Below are 21,275 nucleotides of genomic sequence, written 5' to 3'. Positions count from 1 at the left end.
GTTCTATGTCCAGTCGATGTGGACGGATTCGATGGAATCGAAGTGAAATCCGAAAGTGTCGCCGTACTGGTCGAATCCCTTGTTTTCCGGGTAATCCATCGTGGCGTGACGTTCGAGGATGGCAACCACTCGGGCATGATCGTCGTTGGCCAAAGCCATGGCGAGTTCGCGTGTTTCGTCGAGACTGAAGGGGCTGTCGGAGTTCGCGAAGTCGAGGGTACGCACTCGATAGTCGTAGCCTTCTTCGGAACCGTTGCGGACGGACACTCCCCCGCGGACTCGGATGGTGGCCTTTTTGGGTTGTCCGTCGGGTCGTAGGACGCCGGCGCGGTCCATGATGTCGCGTGCTTTGACGTTTTTGAGTTTCTTTTTCGCGTCAGCGCGCAGTTCGTTCGTTTCGCCGGAACGGTAGCGAGAGACCGCTGATCGTGAACGGCCGATTTTCTGTGCGACAGCGTCGATTCCGCCGAGGCGTTCGATGGCGGCTCGCCGTTGTGCGCGTTCGGTGACGTCGGGGTGCGGGATTCGTCCTTGCTGCGCCCAGCGGCGCAGTGTTCGGTCCGAGGGTGGCTTTCTTCCGGCGTCGACAGCTGCTTGCCGTAGGCCTTCTTTGCCGATTTCGGTACGGATCTGGCGTACGGAGACTTTGCTGGTGAGTCCGGCTAATCCCCCACTTTTGACCGATTTCGATTTTTCGATACCGCTTGTTGCTGCTGTCGAGACGGATACGTTGAGTCCGTCCAAGCCGACGGTCTTTTGTGCGGGTTTGGTTGATCGTGGTTTCGGAAGATGCAGGGCCACTATATGTTTCCTTCATCTTCGTCGGTGAACGCAGCTTTGAGTGCGAGGTTGATCTCGTGGGTGTCGCGGGCGTCGGTCAGCATGACGGTTATGTTTTCGGTGAGCGGGGCGCTCTTTTCCAGAGTCATTTTCCCGAGTGCGTCACTGTTGTCTGCGATGTCGATGCCCGGGGGCAGGGGGTAGACCCAGGAGTCGGTGACGGTGCGCAGTGGCCAACGCCCGGTTTCGCGTGCGATGCGCATCGCGACGCGGCGGCCTCGCCAGCGGCAGTGTGCGATGATCGCTGCTCGCCAGAGCGGTTGGTGGTGGTGTTGCATTTGTTTGGCGGTCCACATGTCGGGGTTGACCATTCGGCCGATGTACCCCTTGTAGCAGGCGCCGATGAACCGTTTCATTGCTGTGTCGCCTGTGTCGACGGCAACTTTGCGGGCCTCTCTCAAGATTTTCGCCCACTTGTCGAGGGCTCGACCTTGTTCGGGGTAGACCCACGCTTCTGCGATGTCGAGGTCGTCGAGTTCTGCGCCGATTCCGCCATCGGCGATGGACGTTTGAAGTGCATCGAGGCTGACGGTGGTGATCCAGGTCTGCACAGGTTGGTCGGCGAGCATGTGTGGGTGAGGCATCGGTAGAGCGGGTGGGAGCGCCAGCATGTCACCCGGTGGGAGGGTTACACGCCAGAGTCCGAACGGGGTTTTCGATTGCCGCGCAGCGTCGAGCGCGTTCTCGCCGCGAAGATGTCGAGGTTTTCCGTAGCCGAATTCGAGCATGCCAGCGGAAGCGAGGTACGCAGCTCGTTGGTCTATCGATACCAGTTGTGTTGCGTCGGAAAGTTCTTCGAGGTCCGGGATGCGGGTCCATCCGGCGGCAGGTTCGAGATCTCCGCGGGGTTCGCCGTCCAGCGGTGGGACCGGTCCACCGACAGTGACGACGATTCCTTTACCGCTGCGGGTGCGGTCGCGTTTGATCTTGTCGACGATGGCGGCGCCGGTGCGTGCGGGGGTGGGGCCGGGTAGCACGCCGAGGTGTTGTGCGCACCAGGCGAGTCGGCGTCCCAGTTCCTGCGCAGCGGGGAGGTCGTCGTCGGGGAGGTAGGTTCCGGCGGTGGGTGATCCGAGGATCCCCATGTCCCCCACGCGATTGCCCCATCCGAAGTCTTTGTTCCAGTAGGTCCACACGTAGGGTTCGATGAAAATGTCGACCATGGATGTGAAGTTCCCGGTGGTGCGGGAGAGGTGAACGACGTGGCCGGGTTCTCCGCGGAGTTCCCATCCTGCGGTCAGCATGGGGGTCAGCGTGGCGTGGAGGATCGCGGTGAGTTCTTCGGCAGCGCGGGTGCGGAGGATTTCCATGTCGTCGACATCGTCTTCGCTGCCTGGGTCGATGATCCATCCGAGCATTTCGCAGGCTTCGATTCCGACTATCCAGATCTGTGCCGGTGCGCCCAGCGGGGTGAGCGTTGCCCATCTGATGAGTTTGTCGAGTTTTTCGATGGAATCGACTGGGCCGGTGAGTGTGTGGCCGGATGGTGTGTAGGTGCCGGCTGCTGTGACAATGACGGCGTGGCCGTCTGCTGCCTCGCTGGCGGGAGGAAGGGCGGCCGGTTCAGTTGCGTCGAGTTCTGACGCCTGGGTGGGTTCCGTTTCCATTTCGTTGGAGCGCTCATCCGGAGGGGCGACGATGTCGTCGGTCCGGGGGTGCTCCGCAACCCCGGAATCCGTTTCGAGACAAGCGGTGTCGTCAACGTCGAACAGAGAAGGCTGATCGGGTTCGGGAACTTCGTCCGGACGAGTAGCGGATTCGGGTGGCTCGAGCTCGAATAGCGTGAACTGCTCCCCTTTCTTCAGCGCCATGTTTCATCCTTTCCGTTCACTGTCGTCATCATTCGAGATCGAAGGCGGCGCGCACGGCTATGGACAGTGATTCCTCTTGCGCTGGAAGAAGATAACCGATGATGTTGCCGAGTGCACTGACGGGAATGGTCGTGATGTGGTCGCAACTGACCACGGCGTCGGCGGATAGTCCGTTAGCGGCGCTGACGGACACCTCAGTGGACAGTCCTCGGATCTCGCCGGTGATGGGCGCTACCGTGACGGTCCCGAGGTGTGGACGGACCATCTCTCGGGTGAGTACGAGGACCGGCCGAACTGAGTCGAGGTTGGCTTCATGAATTGGTCGCATCAGGTCGAGCCTGTTGGCAGTCGATTCACAGCGTGGTGAGCGAGGGGGCTCAGATCATGTTCGGATGTTGCGGCCGAGAGGATCTCCGCGTCTCGTGCAGCTATCTGACGGCGACGCTCCCGTTCGAGAGCGCGCAACACTAGAGAGGCTCGCGAGGCGGCGCGATGTTCCCTGACTTCGTCGTCGAGAAATTCCACGATCTCGTCCGGTAGTCGTACCGCGATCTGCGTGCTCATATACTGATGGTACCGAAGTGGGATTCGATTTGGTACCACCATCGCGTGCGAGTTCTGCAACCGATCATTTCAACGGGAGGCAAGGGCCGATGAAGTACTCAGCGGCCCGACGCGGCACACCTTGCCACGCACACGGTTTCCGCTGTCTTCATCGGTCGATCTCTATCTGGTGTTCTTCAGTCTCAGTGACGGTCCCATCGCTGGTGACGTCTCCACATCGGTACGGCTCGGATCGCTGAAATATTCGCTATGAGACAAAGCACTCCGGGGATTCGGCTCTCGATGTCAGGCACTTTGTCACTCCTCTCGACGACGCAACTGCCTCGCTACCGTCGAGGAATTAGCAGTACACCGTGCACACGGTTGGCGACGTCACCGCGAGGAGTCCAGTTCCTCTCCCCTACTCACGACCTCGCCAGCGCGCGGACTACGCATCTGAAATCAAATACGCGTTCACTAAGTCGTCAATGCGTGAAGTGAAATCTCCAGAGTCGCCGAGCACCTGTATGACTTGAACTGCGCCGATAAATCCCGCGCACAGATTCGCGGCCAGGCGCTGGGCGGCAGAGGCGGGAAGCTGTCCGTCTGCGATCGCAGTATCGACGAATCGGCTGACGAGTTCCACCCACTCACGGAACGCGGGTTGGGCGGTATCGAGACCTGCTTCCATGGTGAGCCTGAGGCCGGCTCGGGCCAGGGCATCGTCGGCTATAAGCGCCGCTGAACCGTTGAAGAATACAGCCAACTTCTCGATCGCTGGTATTGCTGATTCGTCGGTTGATTGCCGGGTTCCGCCGAGCGCGGTCAACCAGTGGTTGATGAGTTCTCGCGCGATCGTTTCCTTGGAGTCGAAGTGGAAGTACACGGCTCCTTTCGTGGAGGCAGCCTCCGCAACGATGTCGTTCATGGAGGTAGCGGCGTACCCATCGATCGAGAATGAGCGTGCAGCTGCCTTGAGGATCTTGGCCTTCGTCTCGTGCGCTCGCTGTTGTCGGGGTCGCTGGCGCGGTTCGGGCGGAACGATCAAGTGGTGTCGGTCGTCTGGGTCGGTCAATGCGGGTTCCTTACCTGCAGTCTGTGGGCACTCTGCTGTGGTCAATCCCTCCATGATGATGCAATTCCTGGCGCTCGGGAACCTTGGCGTTGGCAGGTTGCGGCGCTACTCACGTTGTAGTGACGAGTTGGTCGGTGAAGTGAACATCGGAGGCTCGCATGTCGATGAGCGGCGGATTGTCGAAGCCAGCTGCTCGGGCCGCGGTATCGAACTTTTCGTATCGGCGCCACGAGGTCGATGTTGCAACCGGAGGGTTGGACGTCTGGGCGATCAGCTCCCAGGTGAGAGTCGGGTCTGCAAGCTTGCGTCGTGCGGTGTCCTTGACAGCGTCGGGCAGGTCCGATGTGGCAATGAACCATTCGAGTTCGGCGTGCGCCACCGCCTCTGCGTTCGACGGCTCCGGGTCCACTGAAGACCCCGTTTGTTCGGAGGGGCTCGGGCGCGGAGCGCTTTCCGGCGCGTCATGCGTTTCTACGACGCCTAAAGAAGGCTGGGCTCCTACGGCTGTTTCGTTGCGCATGACGACGCTTTGCGTACCAACCGTACCCACACCTGCGGCAGCATTGTCGATCTCGATCTTGTAGTCGGAATATGCAATACCCGTTGCTTTGATCAGGATTCCCAGACCGTGCGTGAAGGCGAGTACGAGCACCGGCGGAATGACCGCGATCATGGCAGCAACGGCCGGGTCGAGAGGCGTGTAGCCGATGCTCTGACCTGCCGCAACGGCCTGTTGCGCAACTGTTGCGGAGTGGAACGCATGGTAGGCGTTCCCGAGGATGCTGATCGCGACCACCGCAACAGCAACAGCAACGTAGAAGTACTTGTCGCGTCGATGCATCTTCAGTTTGCTCAGAATGACGATGGCGACGGTGGAACCGAAGATTGCACTGTCAACGATGACGGGAAAGATCCATGCGAGGTTTTCGGGGATAGTTCCTTGGCGCGCGAGGTCCCGTTGGACCGCGAAGGAGAGGACAAATGCGCCTGCGGTGATCCCGATTGCGATCAAAATCGCGATGAGAAGTGCGGCGATCAGTGCTCCAAGCTGGATCCGCGCTGCGCGCAGACTAAAATCACCCATGATCGGGTTTTCCTTCCTAAAAGGGGTGTTCTCGGTCTGGAGTCCCGCTGGTTGCCGCCGGCGGGACTCCTCCTGGTTTCGGAAGATTTCTTCTGGTCGTACTCCTGCGTTTCGTCCGTTTTGCGTGCGGTGAGGGTCGACAGCGATTTCTAGCGGACATATCCGAGAGTCGACTGATGTTTTTTGCGTCGCACTCAAAGCACGTCGGGGATGTCGTTCCAGCTGCGTGCCTGTTGATCTCAGAGTGACGTGGGGTGGTCTGCAATTTTGCGTGAGAATTGCGTGACTGCAACGGATTGTTCACGCAATTTGCTCCAGGCTTTGCGCTGCCAAGCCTTCCAAGTTCTACAGAACGGACAGTCAGCAGATGAGAGGGACATGGCATTGTGCGCGCAGCAAGGACTTCCCGCCCCGGCGGTTCGCCTCCCGCCCGCACCCGAGAACCGTTCTCAATATCGAGGTCCTTGGAATGTCCCCCACATGTGCCTACTCGGCTGTCGTGCCAGGCGCCTCTAATTAGGTCTTCCAGCCGAAACACAAGATGCCCTCGCCCGGGGGCCGAACTCCACAATCAAGAATTAAGACAATCCATCATGCGTGCACGCAGTGCATGCCATGCACGCGAATCTTTTACAGTCCCCTGGCCTTCAAGTATTCGTCCAGCGCAGCCTCGGTCATCGATGCCTCGCTGATTTCGCGATCGCCAGTCTCGTACCGCAATTTGTCGACGCCACGCCGAAGGCGATCCTTCGTCGAAGGTTTGATGCGCGTGTTGTGGGTCATCGACAGCTTCTCCTCCTCATCTTTGCGGGCACTGAGATCCGCTGAAGGCGTTGGTGGCGTAGCTGCAGGTGCCGCGGGGGTCGCGTCTCCCCTGGGCGGACGTTCCGGGATGAGTTCAGCCGGATGTGTCTTACGAATGGCAGGTTCCCGCTTCACGCTCATGCCGGGGCTCCGATCACGATGGGCAACTCAGCGAGCAAGTCACTGTAGGCAAGTTGCAGCGTCAATGCTTTCCCACCCTTGAACTGGTGAATCGGAGTGCGATTCGAGTGCGCGTCCTGGCGGGCCGCGAGTTCCGGGATCGATGTCTTGGCGACGAGTGAGCCGTAGGTTTCCCGTAGCTCGCTCTCTCTGAACTCATGTTCGCCGGTAGACCGTTTACGACTGATCACGATCTTGTCGAATTCCAGCTTCGGATTCGCCCGTTTACGAACGGTGTCGATTGTCTCTTCGAGCTTCTGAACGCCACCGACACTGTCGATTGTGGGTTCAGTGATGGCGACAACGCCATCTGCTGCAATAAGAACCGCGAACAGCACCTTGCCCATATTGGGAGGGCAGTCGAAAAGCACGGCGTCATAAGGAGAAAGGTCGAGCCCTTCGAACGCAACGTCTAGGCGAAACACCAGGTCATTCGACCCATCCGACTCGATTTTGCCGAGCTCTTCGTCTGCGGGAATGAGGTCGACGCCATCCCATGGGGTGGCAATGATCGCCTCGGCTGCAATGCCTTCTCTGGTCTGGTTCATGAGGTGGTAGGCCGTCATCATGCCCTCTTCGAGAGTGACGCCGAGGCCGCCGGTCGTATTGCCCTGTTGGTCCATGTCGACGACAAGTACTTTTCCGCCGACCGCGGTGATGGCGCTGGCAAGCCCGAGAGTGGAGGCCGTCTTGCCTACGCCACCCTTCTGGTTGCCGAGTGCGATTTTGCGTGGCTGCATTGCGGACCTTTCATCGAGGGCGTTGACATTTGCGAGGCGTGCATTGCGTGTAAACAACGCGCTGCATGCAATATGTGCATTGCGTGCTGTGTGCGCAATCCACGCTGTACGTGGGCTGCATGCAGACTGTGCGTGACGGGCAATCCAAGCACTGCATGCATTGCGCGCTAAGTCTGCTTCGCTCGCTACACACGCACACTGTGCACTACGTGCGCGCGTAGCATAACACGCATGTCATGCGTGACGTACAAGCCTCGCACTCTGCGCGTGTCATGCACGAGTCGCATCAAGTGCAACCCTTGCGTTCGACGCGTGCAATGCTCGTCACGCGTTCACCGCAACCCGTGCACGTCATGCGCGACACGCTATCCATGCCTCGCTAGCAAACCCCGCATGCTTTGCACACAATGCGTTCCTCGCTAGCCAAGCACTGCGCACATACAACGCATGGCGTGCTCCGCACGCACAGCTAGCGGTGCTACCTCCGCACGCACGCGGTGCTCTGCATGCACACCATACAACGCTCGCAGCGCACGCAGAGCATGCATGACGCGGTATGCAAGGATTGCACGCATGCCATGCACTGCTAGCAGGACATGCATTGCATGCACCGCACATCTTTCAGTTCTGCATGCAATGCATGCCGACCACGCATGCGTGGACGCGCAAAATAGCAGGTCAATGCACTCATTGCCATCGAACGAATCGAAAAACATCTGCCGTGAGTGTCACACACCGTTGCAAAAGGTCGACCGACCAAGAGCAGCTTGGCTGCCACGATCACCCGATAGCGAGGCGTTCCAGACATGAATCGAAACGTGTGACAGTCCGTCTCGATCAGATTGTCAAGGAAGTCGAAGCGACGCTATTGGGCAGCCAACTGACTAAAGGCGGAAATATAGGGTTCAGCAATCTCCGCTGTGCGCACAGAACAAATCGCTCAACCGTCGCGAGCGGTCCTGCCCAGCCATCCGCCAATGCACCGCCCTTGCGGGGATGGAAGGAACGCGCCAACCTCAACGAGGCGGGCAAGACAGCCTGCCGCTTCAGAAACTTTCTGATGTTCGCACCGGGGGCACTTCAATAGAACCCTGTACCCCTTTGAAGGCCAGAACATATTTCATTCCATCGGGGTCCGAACATCCAGGGCAGAAGGAAGGACTCACGTGAACCGCACGGATGGTGAAAAAACTGAGACATGCGTGGGACGAACAACCGCACTGACCGAGGGGAGGGGGTTCCAATTCTATTGAGAGATACAGCCGACTGACTGCCAGTCGGGGTGCTCATCTAACCCACGAACAACATTGCGGAATCATCTCAGGACACAGCGGGGGCCCGCGGTGAAACGAAAATTCTGCGCGAAAGGTCGGTCGCGGTGTGAACCCGGACGTGTAAGGGAAGGGACGTGTGGAGATCCGGATCAGTCGAAGTTCGGCCGCGACGGAATGACCGAAGCGAGTCCGAGCAGGCACTAACTTTACGTCACAGTGACGCAATTAGGCTTGGGGACGGGGTGGGAAGAATCAGTTCCGTCAGGCTTGATTTCGCCGCTTTGCGAGCAGAACTTTCGGGTGGGTGGGCACATTTCGAATACAGCGACGCATGAATCGCAACGCCGAAACACACGCACTTCTCGACCGAGCGGGGGAGGGGATGGAGACAGCTTCCCGTCTACAAGTATTCCGTGCACGATGCCGGCGCTGCCGTGCCGACGGCTACGAACGACGCAAGGTGGCCCACCGTTTCACGCAACAGCGCTGCCATACATGCAATGCATGCCTTGCAACGCACGCATTGCATGTATGGCATGCGCGACCAGGATGCCTCGCAAAGCATGCGTCACACGCAGTGATCGCACCATGCTCCTCTGCACAAAAAGCCGTTTACCTGCGCAAATAAAGATGCTCAGTCAGGTACATGTCTCGGAGGGATAGACCGATAGACGATCCGAATACCTACGGGCGCGTCTGCATTGGAGGAAACGGCTGTCGTTTCAACCCCTCTCGGATGTTGAACCCGTACCAGCGCGACGTTCTTCAAGCGCAGAGAAGCGGACCGCCAGCCCGCCATTGACTGGCTCGGGCGGGGTCAGTTCTCCGAAAATGGCTGTGGAGCTCCGCGTATTAGATCAAAACATTGTCCTCCGGGTTCTTTGTGTCCCGATCAACGTCGCCATGAGTATTTACACCTGTGGCGATCAGGGTGCTGTGCCACGGATCGCCACACTTCTCGGCAACGCTTGTCGATCATCGTGAGGCGTGTTTTTCGGACGTGTATTGCTTGGCCGGATTGGGGCCAGTAAAGCCTCAATGCTGCTGCTTGCATGTCAGGTGTGCCCGAATGCTGGCTAGGATCTTGGCGCGGTGCTCCGGGTTCGCTGCCATTTTCGTACGTTGAACATGTGAGCTTTCAAGTAATTCTTGTTCCTTCTTTCGCGCCAGGTCGGCCGATTTACGCTGTTCACTGGGCGATTCTCCGGTCCAGTCGATCCCATCGAGCCTGCGTCTGAGGTATGCCAACGGTGAGACCAGGCTTGATCTTGTTGGCCAGATCCACCCCCGGTCTGCTGTGTCTCGGGAAAGCGTCTGTGCGATGTCACGTCCTGTCCATCGCGTCGTATCGATCTTGACATCGCGGAGAAGATCACAGATCGCCCCGATATGTCCGGTCGGTCTGAGAGCCGGCGCATGGTTGACGAGTTCGGCTGCAGTCCTCTGAAGTGCCAGAGGCCGCGGTGTGATCCGAGAAGTGCTTCGTTTTTTTGTTGTGAGCTGGGCTCGCGCGTGCGCGCGTTGGTGAGTTCTTCCTAACGGAAGAACTTCAAAAGATAAAAAACCAACACTAGATAGGGTGTCAGTTCCTATCGGCCCTGGTCGACTGCTGTGGGGCTGATAGACGCGATTGACGTCGGGCCTCAGAGAGTTGTGAGCTCTGTGGCGGGTTGCTCTTTCAGAGGCGCGAGACGGTCGCGTCTTGGCGAGTTTGCGGTGAGGTGTCGTTGCCACGATTGTTCGAGGGGATGACAGTGACCATGTCGATGCAGCGCGGTGCTGTTGACCCCCGTGATGGGCTTCAGCAGCCAGAAATTCCAGGGTTTTGAGGTTCCGTCCCCGGACGTGTTCGATGCCCATTCCCAGCGCGATGAGCACTCGCCTGGCGCGATTGACAGAGGATTCGCTGACTTTGGCCCGGGCAGCGATCGTTGATTTCGCTGCGGAGACCCCGCGGCCGGTGTGGGATTCGGCGAAATGTGCGTGAGCTTGTGCCACTGCGTAAGCCTTGTCGGGCTTGATCAGGTTGCGCGCGCACAACGCCTTGCCGGCCGGGCTGGTGGTGTGATGCCGGAATTGGCGGAGCCATTCCCTGCGTGATGTCCACACTGGAACGCGTGCTTGTTCCGTTGGTTCGACAGGTAGGGACCAAGAGCGTCCACGCTGGTAAGTGGACTCGTTGAGTTGCCGTGTAGCGGATTCGAGGCGCGCGATACGTGAGAGAGCATCATCGACTGCCGCTTGCCATTCGTCGACTTCTGTCGATTGAGGAACAGCGGATTGGGTGCCGATGCGCGACACGCCGAAGGTTGGTGATATGGAATGAGTTGGGCTGTATTCAGGGTATGCGCTACCCTGAGACATACCTGCCATAGGTAAGTCCCTTCCAGGGGGATGCAGTACGAGCAGAGAAAGCGCTAACTTTCGAAGCTCACCTCTCGAGAATGTTCGAGAACAGATGTCGGAGAACCTGCCAGTTCTCAGTCGACGTCAAGGACCTGCCAGTCCTTATTTCGCCGCGATGCGGTCCGCTCCCAATCACCCCCTTCGGGGGCCTTTGTGCTTTTCAAGAGGTCTGCGCTGTTTAGTTAGGTATCGGGCACTTCGTTCGTTGTCGGCTAGGGGCGGCCTCCCTGTCTGCGGATCCGCTGTACGCGCGTCACGGCCGCGGTTGTTCGGAAGGTCTGTTCGATCCGGCGGCCGCACATCGGTACCACTGTGGGTACGGTGCTGGCTTGCTCGGATGGGACATTCGGGACGCAGAAGTGTGATCCGAGCGCCGCGAAAGCCGAAATGTGATCTGGACGTGCCAAAAATGACACCGCGAATACGTCCGCGAGTATGGCGGAATTGCGTTTCTGCGATATCATCGAGTAAGCACCGCCTCTTCCTTTCGAGGTAGTGGTGGTCACCGCCTCTTCCTTCACTGGGTTAGTGGTGGTCAGGGAGCTGGGAAGCTCTCACAACCGCATAAACGGACAGCCCCCGATGCCGCCAAGCCCTGGGGGTTGTTCGCTGTCTAGGGGTAGTTCATGCGCCGACCGCAAGCTGCTCGATGCGGCGCAGTGATCCAGCGGCCTCGACCTCAAGCAGTCTCAGCTGGTCCGGATGCAGTTTGTCGATGATGTAGTCCGGTATGTCCAGTCCATGGGTGATGGCCAGTATGAGCACGGAGTAATCCCCAGCAGGGATTCCGAGTTCGGCGGCCCGATCCTCGTACACCTTGTGCTGCTTGAGGGGAGCACGAGTCGCGATGTGTCCGCGAGGTCCCTTGTTGTGCTGTGCCATGAGGAAAGACTAGAACCAATCTGTAACTGATACGGGTAGGCGCGCTTGTTCGGTGTGTCGCGTGTGGTTGATGTTGCCATGGAGTTCTGAGGGATTTTGCGGCGGCCCGCCTCACAGACCGCCGCCGGCCCGACCAGGGAGGGGCTTGACGGACCACCTCTGCGGCTTCGCTGAAGGTGGGGTTTGGGTGCGTTGGCGGTCGGCGGTTCGATGATGGGTCTAGCGTCGGAATCGGGTTCGATTCTTCGGGAGCGGATGGAGATGCTTGGCTCTCATGCTGTCAGACGCCGGGGAGGTTCATGTGCGACTGAACGCGGGGGAGGGGTTATGTAACCCGCGTGTTTGACGGCGCTTCCGCAGGCTGCTGCCGTGTGTCCTGGAGATGGATGGAGACGGGGGTCTGTGGACAGTCGATGGTGCGTCTGCGAGCTCGATGGCTCGGGTCACGTGTCGAGAGGAGCACCTGAAAGATCCGGAAAGGCACCTTAACCTGTCAGCTGCCGAACGTAGGTTTCCAGCGGGGAGGGTTTGTGCCTTCGTGTCCGCCTGCGAATCGTGAGGGACTTCGGTTGGGGGAGGTCGATCCGCATATATTGTCACGCGGAATGCTCTTTATCGCAGTTGCGCAGAGGATTTCGTTCACCGGATTCGAACATTAGGGTCGTGCGTCGTTCGGCTTCCGTGAGTACATTGCTCGGATCGACGTATTGACGGTGCGCTGTTCGCGCACTCGAAGGAATGCTTCGCATTCCGTCAATATTCGTTTCTCAGGACTCAAAGGTTCCACAACGCCAACAGTTCGGCCCGAAGACTGAGCGAGCGAACGTAGTGGTTGGACCGCAGTTGTGCGCTGGGGTGCCCGACCTCGACGAGATACCTCTCGGTGTCTGGCACAGGAAGCGGTAGCAGGTCGTTGCGAACGCGGAGAAAGAACTGAAAATGACTGGGGGAATCCGGTATTCGATCCTGGTTGGATATCACGACAGCGGGTGGCAATAACAATTCGTTGTCCGTGGAGACGCGGATGACGACGTCCCCACGTGCCATGCTGCTTGGTTTTCCGAGTCTGAGTGTTTCGAGTCGGTATCTCACGCTCGGATTGACCGAAAGATGCTTCGTTGAAGTCTGTTTCACAGGCGCGATGCGCACGGAGGGACGGGTTTCGTGATCGCTGACTTGCCTGATAAATACTCGGTTGGTCGGAGCAAGAGGAAAGTCGTTGTCAAGGTTCTGCATTCGGCCAGTGATGCCAGGTATGGGTACGGCACGCCCGATCGCCCATTCGCGCGCGGCGTTGTCGATGAATATTTGGTCTACAGCAGTGGTTTCGTCGATATTGTTGACGAACGCGCGACTGTCGGCAACCACTTGGGGGTCATCGGAAATGACGACCGCTTCATGGGTGAATGTGGAATTTTCGGAAGCATTCGGCGAGCCGATTACAGCTCGTTGGTTCGCCACGATGACCTTGGCGTGCAGTGTTGACGACGACAGGATGCGAACGCCCTTGCTGAGGTAGTGCGCAAGAACGGCAGGTGAAGTGGCGTGGGCGCGGATCGCCGCGGTAGAAGCATTGACGATCAGAAGGTCTCCACTGCGAAGTGGAAGTAGTTCGGGCGCAAGGTGTCCGAGATAGGGAACAGCGGCATAGCGTGGGCCTCGCGTGCGGATCGCGCGAGTGATGTGTGGCCACGGGTTCGGTCCGTGGAAGCTGGTCCCCATAGCCTAGAACGGTAGCGCGAATCGGGCCCGATTTCTGGCTCCTGCGTGAAAGCTGCCGTCGTTCTGAGTCGTCTCCGGAGCAAAAGAAACTTCCGGATATCTGTGATCTGTCGTGGAGGTCGAAGAATGTTGTAGCGATCAACCCTGCCGGGTCAGACGGCGTTATACCCCAGTGCGACTGCAGCGCTGTCGATTCGGCGTGCGATTTCGATACGGGACGGTGGCAGTGATGGCGCCGGACGGGTGGGAAGGGTCTGCTGCTTGTTCGAGCAGCGCCCCGCGCAGTGCACCGGGAAATTTGCCGCGGTACGCGATCCCGCGGGGGTGAGGGCGGGCGTGGTGGATCGTGCGGGCCCATGCCTGGAGGGGCGTGTAGTCCTGAGATCGTAGGCGCTCGCCGTGTGGATATCGGGTGACTGATGTAGTGTCGCTGGCGGGCCGAGTCGATTCGTGATCAGTGCTCGAAAAGTGAACGTGCAGAAAACTTCTCGGCATTCTAGTGTAGGTCGGGCGGCGTGGTCTTCATGAACTGATGGACCCGTGCCTCGTGACGGGGAAGCCGGGCGTGTTGGGCTGCAGTGGAGGTTCGTCTACTACTCTTTGGCAGCCTCTTGTCGCGAGTTCAGGTGAGGTGGCGGCTGGGAGGCGTCAGCGTGGCTTCGGCGCCCCATCAGATAACAGGCGGTAGGGCCGGCGTGATGGTTGTGAGCGCAACGTAGGACATGGCACTCACTGGAGACGTTGTGGGGAAGACGATTCCGTTGAGATAGATCCATGAGGTTGCGACGGCACCGGCGATCAGTGCTGCGATTGTCACGGTGGTGGCTGCGCGCTCGCGGAAGAGGAGCATCACGGCCCCGGCGCTGGGCTTTCGGGCGGGGTCAGCGCGGATAACCTCTGGCTACGGTGCGTGCAAGGATACCGAGCGTGGCTTTGAGAGATCCTTCGGCGATGACGGGAAAGATTCCTGCTTGCCGCCAGGCGGGGCCGATATCAGACCAGTCGTAGTACGAGGTCACGAGGGAACTGTGGCCGTCGTCGGCCGGCTCGATCCGATATCCGTAGACGTGCCCGATCGGAGGCCGGACAGTTCCGAGGATGGTCCATGCTATTTCGCGTTGGGGAACAAAAGTTTTGATCGTCACTGTGACGTCGTACTGTCCCATGGGTAGGTCGCCCAGAGCTTCGCGATCCATGTGGACGACGAATTCGTCGCCGGTCGCGGTCACGAGTTCGCCATCTGCGCCCATCAGCATTCCGGATCCGTCGATGGCGACGTGCCCCTGAGGGTCGCAGAGGACCGCGAAGATCGATGCGGGGTCGGCACGGATGGTGCGCTGTACTTCGATCCGTTCGCTAGTCATGTGGCGAATGCTGCCATACCGCCGATCGGTCGGCGAGGTTTCTCTCGTTCGGTGGGTGCATTCATCGGCTTCGGTCGGTGAGGCGGGGTGATGCGCGGACATGTCGGATGCTGCCGTTCACGCGCCGGATGGTTGAGTAATCCTGAGCGGGGTAGGTGATCCATGGAGTCTTCGCGAATGCTCGTGGAGAGCGTGGGTAATCGACCGTGTGGATACTGGGTGACTGTTGTAGTGCCGCTGGCGGATTGTGTCGACTCGTGAGAGGTGCTCGACAAACGAACGTGCGGAGAGTTTCGCGATAATTTAGTGGCGGGGACAGTTCCATTCGCCGAAGAACCTGGCCATGGCACTGGGCGGTGAGGTGGGGGAGCTGTGTGTCGAAATCGAACCACTGTTCGTCGATCCTCGTTTGCCTCTGAACTCTGCACCCGTGGACAATGGAACGCAACGGAAATGGGGATCTCACTTGTGCGCGGTACTGATAGGCGTCGTTGTCGAGCGTTTTCTGTGGAACTTAAGTGCTAACGCACCCCTTGTTGAGATGCCGAAACTACGACTTAAGTCGGAACAATTGAGATAAAACAAGAAAACTGGCACGAGTTCTAAAACACTGTCTACGGTTACTTCCACATCGTGATCGCTCGGCCCTAGATCCCGTCCTTCGGGTGACGGAAATTCTTACCGGCGACATGCGACTGTCCGTTGCGAAGGAGTGGGGCCGAAGTCGCTGGTGGAGTCGTGGACTGCTGTCCTCAACGTCGGAGCGGCACCGTTCGCAGGAGCGGGCAGTGATGTTTCGGCGATAACGACGACCGTGATGGGTCGACTAGGTATCGCGGCAGATGATCGACCGTGGCGGTGGATCGCTTTGTCCTTTGCCGCCGTCGGCCAGTTTGTGCAGCGGGTGTATTTAGCGGCGAGGCCCTTGGACAACCGCGACCCGACGTGGAGTCTGCTCGACCACGACAGATGGGCATCACGGACAGCTGCGATGGTCATTGCGGACGCCGAGCGTGGGATCCTGCTGTGACCTCCGCGGGTACGCCTGCGCGTGAATGGTGTCGGTGTCGAGCGGTTCACGTCACCAGGTTTTCACGACGTCCGTGATCGATTCCGGCGCGGTCACCGTGTCGGCAATGCGGGTGGCGAAACCCGTGTAACTGATATGCGGCCGAACGAATCCTCTTGCGAGGTATCACTGTAGGGATCGCCTGCGCATGGTGAGAAGTTCGGCGAGTTCGTTGACCGGCTCCCAGATCACTGGTTGGGGCACGTCCGGGGCGCTCTGCCACCGCATTCCGCCGGAGATCCAGCGTTCACGCCACTGTTCATGCGTGCTCGATTGCCTGCTGTGGCGGTGCTGGTCGGCGCCGGGGGCCGCGTCGAACGTGAACGCGCACGCTGGACACCTCTCGCCGGAACCCGAACCATCTCGGGCGTAAGGCCGCTCGCGTAATCCAGGGTATCCACAGACTTGGCACCGAAAAGTCCTGGTAGTCGAGGGGACGATGTCGACGACAACGCCCTTGCTGCTGAATTTGGTGGGGTAGTCGTCCTCCAGGAGGTCGAGTGCGGTCCACTCCACCCCGGGCTCGATCTGGTGAAACCGGAAGGTGCCGCAATTGCTGTTGACGAAGATCATGCAGCGAACGGGGGCGGGTTCGGGCAGATCGTAGACAAGCTGGGCGAATTCGCGGGCGAACGCGATCCCTTGCTCGAGCAACGCGCGTTGATCGGATCTGGTGATGAACGGTCCCATCGACTCGACCGGAAGGCCGGAGGGAAGGAAGTCTTCCGCGACGGCATTCGGGGCGCGCAGTGGCACATAGTCTTCGAGGTGGAATGAACTGTCGTTGCATTCCCACCCGGTGTAGTCGAAGAAGTTTGCCGGCGGACTCTCGTCGTCGGCACGTGAGTCCGCCCAGACCAGGAGCTTTCCGCGGCGTTCTATTCCGCGATTCAACTTCGCCCTGAGCTGCGGCGTGAGGCCGTCGGTGGGGTCGATCGCAGAGAACCCGACGCCGACACCCAGGAATGCTGCGGCGTTGTCGGTGATCCGAATAGTGAGCATGTGCTCATGCTTCCAGTGACCGCGCGCTTCCGCTGGCAGGTGGTCCTGTGGTGCGGCGCACGACGGGCCGAGCGCACTTGATGAGCGTTACGGTCTGACGATGACTCCGATTGAAATCGACCTTCCGGATCCGGCTGCAGCACATCGGATGCTCGCGGGATGGGCGGCAGCGTACGCGGCAGTTTTCTCCTTCTCTGACCTCCATTCGACCTTCACCATCGAAAACAATCGAGTCACCGACCGTGACGGCGGCGGATCACACTTCGACTTCATTTCGCTGCCGAGCGGTCGTGCTGCGATCTGCGGTTTCGACCGGCACAGCCCTGATCCTGCTGTGGAGGGCGGCCGCGCCGTCTTGTGTGATCACGGTGCCGAACCCTGGTGGCTCGAAACCGCCAGCAACGATGAAATCCTGAACTTCGCCTACGGATACGAGTCCGGGAGGTGGAGAGCTGTTGGCCATGATCCGACACGCGTTGTGCCTTTCGTCCTTGCACCGGGTTCGTCCAGGGAGCCGAATTCAGCGCTCTCCTCCCTCGCGGACTTCCTTGAGCAGGCTTCGGAAGACCTTCTCGGGCAACCGGTACGCGGAGATGACGCGGCCCTCCGCGCGTTGCTCAATGCTGGATCGGACCTCGACGAGCTGACTCTGTGCTTAGCGCTGGTGGGGGAGTACGAGTACCTGCAGGATGGGCTCGAAGCGGCAGCTCTGTTTCGGCTCCACGACTCTCCGCGGTGACCGTCGGCTCACCGCGGCCAGACGACAGTTGCCGGTCGCGTTGTGCGCCAATGGACGTGTGGTCAGACCGGCTCCAAGAGTGACGGGTTGTTGTTGCGAGGGCTGTTCACCGCAGTCGAGACTTCGTAGGGCTCGAGATGCGGCTCCGGAACCGAGTTGATCATGGCCTGGACCTCACCTTTGTCGGTGAGGTTCGGGTCGAGCCAGTGCTCCCAGAATGTCTCTGGGAGGATCAGCGGAGATCTGTCGTGTATGTGTCCCGAGGCATCTGTTGCTGGTCGAGTCAAAACTGTACAGGTCCATACCCACTTGTTTGGATCGTCTTCTGGCAGTTCAGGATCGGGCCACAACTCGTAGAGTCCAGCCATTGCGATCACGTCGCTTTCTCCGTGGAGAAAGTATGGAATCTTCGACCCTGCTTCACTTTTCATCCACTCGTAGTATCCATTGGCCGGAATGATGGCGCGCCGTTTGGATGCACTGCTTCTGAATGATGTTTTCTCGGTGACGGTTTCGCTGCGGGCATTGATGAGCTTGGATGCCATCTTCCGGTCTTTCGCCCAGGCCGGCAGAAATCCCCATTTGACAGATCTGAGTTGACGCTGGGGCTCGTCGTCCGGTTCTTCGCGTGGGGTGCGTTCGAGGATCACACGAGGTGCCGTCGATGTCGAGGACGTCGAACACGTAGTACGAGGTTGCGACCTCGTTGCGGAGCTGAGCGGTGGGCCGCAGGACGTGCATTCGTCGTTGCAACAGGGAGAAGGACGGGACACCGTCCGGTCCGAGTGCGACGATTTCCCCGTCGAGGACGGTTTTGCGGTGATCGAGCACAGAGCGGAGCGCGTCCACGATCTCGGGGAACGATGCGCTGATGTTGTTATCGTTGCGCGACCAGAGCACGGGCGACTCGGAACCTGTTGTGGTGATGGCTCTTTGGTCATCCCATTTCGATTCGAAGGCCCAACGCTCCCCTGTCGGGGGCTGCCCGAGCGTGGCGAGCATCGGCGGCACTGGTTTTCCGGTGGTGGCGCTCATACCTTCCACTGTGCGCTGGTTTGTACTGGTTTCGGCCGATTTTCGGAGGTTGAAACAATAGTGAAATGAGCGAGACTACAGAACCGGATGAGACTCGAGGGTGGAGCCCGGCCCCGGACGAGGGCCAGGCCGGCACGGTGCTGACGAAGGACGGCCAGTGGGCGTACCGCTACAAGGACGGCGCGGAGCTGATCATGCTGAAGATGCCGGATCGTCCAGCCGCGAGGTAGCCGGCAGAATTCATAAGATCAGGTCGCCACATGTGACCGACCTGCAAGGATCTTGCAGGTCAGGACCTCAGCTTTCGCTGCGGTCTGGTCAGTGTGGCGACCTGATTCTCGTCGCAGGGTACAGAGTAGTACGCGGGTCCGACATCTTCGATGCAGAGATCTAGGGGCCGGTCTCCGGTTAGTCGATCGGGGAGAGCGCGGACGCGTGCAGGAGGGACAAGGCTCCGAGTAGTTCGATACCGAGAAGCCTGCCGTCTCTGTCGAAGTCGAGGACGATCTGGCCGTCAGAACCATCACAGTCGACGTGCTGCTGGCGCACCGCATCTCCGTTCGCCCGGTCGGAGGCCACATAGATGTATGAAGCGTCGGCGTCAGGGTCGTATGTTGCCGCGAATGTCAGATGCATATCGAGAGAATAGTTCTGGGCGAAGCGTGAGGCGACTTGACGCTGTCGCCGTGCCGATACTTCAACACGTGAAGTACCGGCACATATCCTCGTCGAACGCGGGTTCATCCAAATCAGTTGGGACCGTTGAAGAATTCCTCGGTGAGGATGTCCGCGTCTTTGAGTCCACTATCTCTCAGCTTCTTTTTCATCTTCAAGGATGCATACACGTAGGGCAGGGCGGATCGCGGATCGGTGTCGTAGTCCTCTTCGCTCCCGCCCAAGAACACGAAGACTCGCGGCGTGATGCATTGTCCGACGTCCAAGCTGGACAAACCGGCCCGCTGCAGCCAGAAGGCAAATCGGTCCAGTGCGCAGCCGTTCAAGATGGTTCCATCTGCGATTCTCAGCAGAAGAAGCCCGTACGGTAGCAGTTCCTCTGCGATGCCTCGGGCGGGATCGTAAATGTAAACCATTGTTTCAGGTTCGTTCTGAGTCAGCTTGTCGAGAATGAAGAACTGGATGCCACGCCAGTCCTGAGCGAAGCAGTACATACGAGGGTGATCGAAGTACTGGGATAGCAAGTCAGAAAGCCGATCCGAGATCGACTCGTCGTAGACCTGGAACGCCCCACTTCCCAAAGAGAGAGAAGTTCTTCCGCTGGGATTGCCACCGGAACCCATGGATGAGTCCTCACTGTTGCGGTCCTGTAGGGGCATTTCTTCGGCCTGTGGGGCGCTTGGAAACGCTGGGCCCTGCACCAGAGCTATCCACCTACAGGCCGAACACCACAGCTCATAGCTGATGTCCCCGTCCGCAGTGGAAAGGGGTTCATCGAAGGGAATCCACTCGACCGTCAAATCTCGCTGATTGCAGTTCGGGCACCGAATTCCTTCGAAGGATCCTTCCCGGATTCTGGCCGCAACGAACTCCGGCACCGGCACTGGCGTCGTACGGACCTCATGGCTTGAAGGCGAAGTGGGAAGCTGCGTATCGCCCACATGCGATCGATCGAGAGGCGGCGTGGGCGGGAGGTCGGGCCACCGATCAGGTATCGAGGGGCGATACGTGTCGCGGGAGCCTTTGCGGACGAGGTAGATGAGCAGAGCCACCGTCCCCGCGATGATGATCAGCACGGCTGTTTCTCCGTTCGCTGGGGGACCGGGGGAGGACTCGCTGTCACGGAGTCGTCGGCGGCGCGGCTGTTAGTCAGAGCCGGCACGTTGTTGGGCGCTCTCGCGTAGTGGTCAGATCAGTAAGCCGAGCGTCAGAAGCGTGAACGCGAGCACTGCGGTACTGGTGGCGGCGCCGGTGAGCGTCCGGTGTCCCGTGAAAGCCAGCGACGTGGCCTGCAGCGCCAAAGACACTAATCCGGTGCCGAAGGCGGTAAGCAGGACAAGTTGGGGCACGGCCACAGCGCGGTCCAATCATGTTCATTGTCAACGGAACAACGACCCGATGACACCGCCGATGACGTCGACGACGAAGTCCACGACTGTTTCGAGGACGCGTTCTGCGAAGCGCCGCAGTCGACCGGGTTGCGAGGGAGCCATGTCGTCGGTACCCGTAGGGATTCAGAGGCCGCGGGGGAGTGCGATGGGGGTGCAGCGTTGCCGCGCTCGGCTACGACGACTCGACCGGAATGTCACTCCGCCGGACGTGGCTGTTGCCATGCGGACGTGGGGTTCACACGACATGTGCGCGCTCCTTCTGTCGGCGATCGCCCGGTCAGCCGATTGAGGACCGCGGGGTCTCGTTACCGACAGTCAACGCTCTTGCGTGAATATTCAGCAATCATTTTGCGCGGTTCGAGAGTGAAATCACACAAGACTGAAAGCGTTCTTGTTCTTCAAGAATTTTCCAGCGCGCGACGGCCAGCGTAGGCCGTCGAGGTCAGGTGAGCACCGTCTGGGTTATGCCATGGTTACCCGTCGGGCGTCCCAGATTTGGCGGGGAGGGGTGTGTTTTCATGCGCCGAGTCCGACGTTGGTCCAGATGTCGAGGTAGGTGGAGTAGTCAACGAAGTACGGGGGCTCGTCTGACGACCACACCACCCCTCGGACGGCGTCCCCGTCGATGTACAGGCAGAG

The 21,275-nt window shown here is 59.5% G+C and carries 21 protein-coding genes and 1 pseudogene; 3 read left to right on the top strand and 19 right to left on the bottom strand.

What is annotated here, in order from left to right; all coding sequences use genetic code 11:
• Nucleotides 1–3: 3 nt before the first annotated feature.
• The 12 genes from B0E55_RS30085 to B0E55_RS30025 all read right to left on the bottom strand — a co-directional run bounded on the left by B0E55_RS30085 (nt 4) and on the right by B0E55_RS30025 (nt 14,725).
• A complete protein-coding gene (locus tag B0E55_RS30085; RefSeq protein ID WP_019749529.1) occupies nt 4–801 on the bottom strand; it encodes a hypothetical protein in 798 nt (265 codons plus the stop codon).
• Nucleotides 801–2,651, bottom strand: coding sequence for a hypothetical protein (locus tag B0E55_RS30080; RefSeq protein ID WP_019749528.1), 1,851 nt, complete (start codon nt 2,649–2,651; stop codon nt 801–803). Before B0E55_RS30080 ends, B0E55_RS30085 begins: the two co-directional genes overlap by 1 nt.
• Nucleotides 2,652–2,679: 28 nt before the next feature.
• A complete protein-coding gene (locus B0E55_RS30075; RefSeq protein WP_019749527.1) occupies nt 2,680–2,979 on the bottom strand; it encodes a type II toxin-antitoxin system PemK/MazF family toxin in 300 nt (99 codons plus the stop codon).
• Complete coding sequence (locus tag B0E55_RS30070) at nt 2,979–3,215, bottom strand: YlcI/YnfO family protein (RefSeq protein ID WP_019749526.1); 237 nt, start codon at nt 3,213–3,215, stop codon at nt 2,979–2,981. Before B0E55_RS30070 ends, B0E55_RS30075 begins: the two co-directional genes overlap by 1 nt.
• A 427-nt stretch (nt 3,216–3,642) precedes the next feature.
• Nucleotides 3,643–4,269, bottom strand: coding sequence for a TetR family transcriptional regulator (locus B0E55_RS30065; protein WP_241896179.1), 627 nt, complete (start codon nt 4,267–4,269; stop codon nt 3,643–3,645).
• Between the two features lie 109 nt (nt 4,270–4,378).
• Complete coding sequence (locus tag B0E55_RS30060) at nt 4,379–5,353, bottom strand: DUF2637 domain-containing protein (RefSeq protein ID WP_019749524.1); 975 nt, start codon at nt 5,351–5,353, stop codon at nt 4,379–4,381.
• 630 nt (nt 5,354–5,983) lie between these two features.
• Nucleotides 5,984–6,298: a hypothetical protein gene (locus tag B0E55_RS30055; protein ID WP_019749523.1), complete on the bottom strand. Its 315-nt coding sequence runs from the start codon at nt 6,296–6,298 to the stop codon at nt 5,984–5,986.
• Complete coding sequence (locus B0E55_RS30050) at nt 6,295–7,077, bottom strand: ParA family protein (protein ID WP_007733691.1); 783 nt, start codon at nt 7,075–7,077, stop codon at nt 6,295–6,297. Before B0E55_RS30050 ends, B0E55_RS30055 begins: the two co-directional genes overlap by 4 nt.
• Before the next feature lie 4,304 nt (nt 7,078–11,381).
• Complete coding sequence (locus B0E55_RS30040) at nt 11,382–11,639, bottom strand: hypothetical protein (protein ID WP_007733695.1); 258 nt, start codon at nt 11,637–11,639, stop codon at nt 11,382–11,384.
• Nucleotides 11,640–12,413: 774 nt separating this feature from the next.
• Entirely contained in the window at nt 12,414–13,361 is a 948-nt protein-coding gene (locus tag B0E55_RS30035; protein ID WP_080911101.1) for a phospholipase D family protein, read from the bottom strand.
• A gap of 670 nt (nt 13,362–14,031) precedes the next feature.
• On the bottom strand, nt 14,032–14,211 hold the full coding sequence (locus tag B0E55_RS30030) for a hypothetical protein (protein WP_019749520.1): 180 nt from the start codon (nt 14,209–14,211) through the stop codon (nt 14,032–14,034).
• 31 nt (nt 14,212–14,242) lie between these two features.
• A complete protein-coding gene (locus B0E55_RS30025) occupies nt 14,243–14,725 on the bottom strand; it encodes an SRPBCC family protein (protein WP_019749519.1) in 483 nt (160 codons plus the stop codon).
• A gap of 712 nt (nt 14,726–15,437) precedes the next feature.
• Here B0E55_RS30025 and B0E55_RS30020 point away from each other — a divergent pair.
• Nucleotides 15,438–15,755 (top strand): hypothetical protein, encoded by a 318-nt coding sequence (locus B0E55_RS30020; RefSeq protein ID WP_080911100.1) that lies wholly within the window; start codon nt 15,438–15,440, stop codon nt 15,753–15,755.
• Between the two features lie 165 nt (nt 15,756–15,920).
• Here B0E55_RS30020 and B0E55_RS30015 read toward each other — a convergent pair whose 3' ends face one another.
• Nucleotides 15,921–16,796, bottom strand: coding sequence for a hypothetical protein (locus tag B0E55_RS30015; protein WP_080911099.1), 876 nt, complete (start codon nt 16,794–16,796; stop codon nt 15,921–15,923).
• Nucleotides 16,797–16,896: 100 nt separating this feature from the next.
• Here B0E55_RS30015 and B0E55_RS30010 point away from each other — a divergent pair, with 100 nt between their 5' ends.
• Nucleotides 16,897–17,535 (top strand): hypothetical protein, encoded by a 639-nt coding sequence (locus B0E55_RS30010; protein ID WP_019749991.1) that lies wholly within the window; start codon nt 16,897–16,899, stop codon nt 17,533–17,535.
• Nucleotides 17,536–17,597: 62 nt separating this feature from the next.
• On the opposite strand, the gene B0E55_RS30005 is transcribed toward B0E55_RS30010, so the two are convergent.
• On the bottom strand, nt 17,598–18,308 hold the full coding sequence (locus tag B0E55_RS30005; protein ID WP_080911108.1) for an SOS response-associated peptidase: 711 nt from the start codon (nt 18,306–18,308) through the stop codon (nt 17,598–17,600).
• Nucleotides 18,241–18,537: pseudogene (locus B0E55_RS32365) on the bottom strand (ATP-dependent DNA ligase); the annotation flags it as partial. The pseudogene B0E55_RS32365 and the gene B0E55_RS30005, both read right to left, overlap by 68 nt.
• Before the next feature lie 98 nt (nt 18,538–18,635).
• Here B0E55_RS32365 and B0E55_RS32040 point away from each other — a divergent pair.
• Entirely contained in the window at nt 18,636–18,800 is a 165-nt protein-coding gene (locus B0E55_RS32040) for a hypothetical protein (RefSeq protein ID WP_019749989.1), read from the top strand.
• Nucleotides 18,801–18,978: 178 nt separating this feature from the next.
• Here the strand turns inward: B0E55_RS32040 and B0E55_RS29995 are convergent, their stop codons facing one another.
• The 4 genes from B0E55_RS29995 to B0E55_RS32515 form a co-directional block, all read right to left on the bottom strand.
• The gene (locus B0E55_RS29995) at nt 18,979–19,206 is read right to left on the bottom strand and encodes a DUF2283 domain-containing protein (protein WP_019749988.1); all 228 of its coding nucleotides are present in this window, start codon (nt 19,204–19,206) and stop codon (nt 18,979–18,981) included.
• A gap of 113 nt (nt 19,207–19,319) precedes the next feature.
• Entirely contained in the window at nt 19,320–19,868 is a 549-nt protein-coding gene (locus B0E55_RS29990; RefSeq protein WP_125461304.1) for a hypothetical protein, read from the bottom strand.
• Between the two features lie 564 nt (nt 19,869–20,432).
• Entirely contained in the window at nt 20,433–20,600 is a 168-nt protein-coding gene (locus B0E55_RS31750) for a hypothetical protein (RefSeq protein ID WP_019749985.1), read from the bottom strand.
• Between the two features lie 159 nt (nt 20,601–20,759).
• Nucleotides 20,760–20,882, bottom strand: a complete 123-nt coding sequence (locus B0E55_RS32515) for a hypothetical protein (RefSeq protein ID WP_256921942.1) — start codon at nt 20,880–20,882, stop codon at nt 20,760–20,762.
• Nucleotides 20,883–21,275 lie beyond the last annotated feature (393 nt).

Source organism: Rhodococcus sp. 66b (genome assembly GCF_002076325.1).
Classification (GTDB): Bacteria; Actinomycetota; Actinomycetes; order Mycobacteriales; family Mycobacteriaceae; genus Rhodococcus_F; species Rhodococcus_F erythropolis.
The sequence above is the reverse complement of the archived record's forward strand: the minus strand, read 5'-3'. Positions and strand labels throughout refer to the sequence as shown.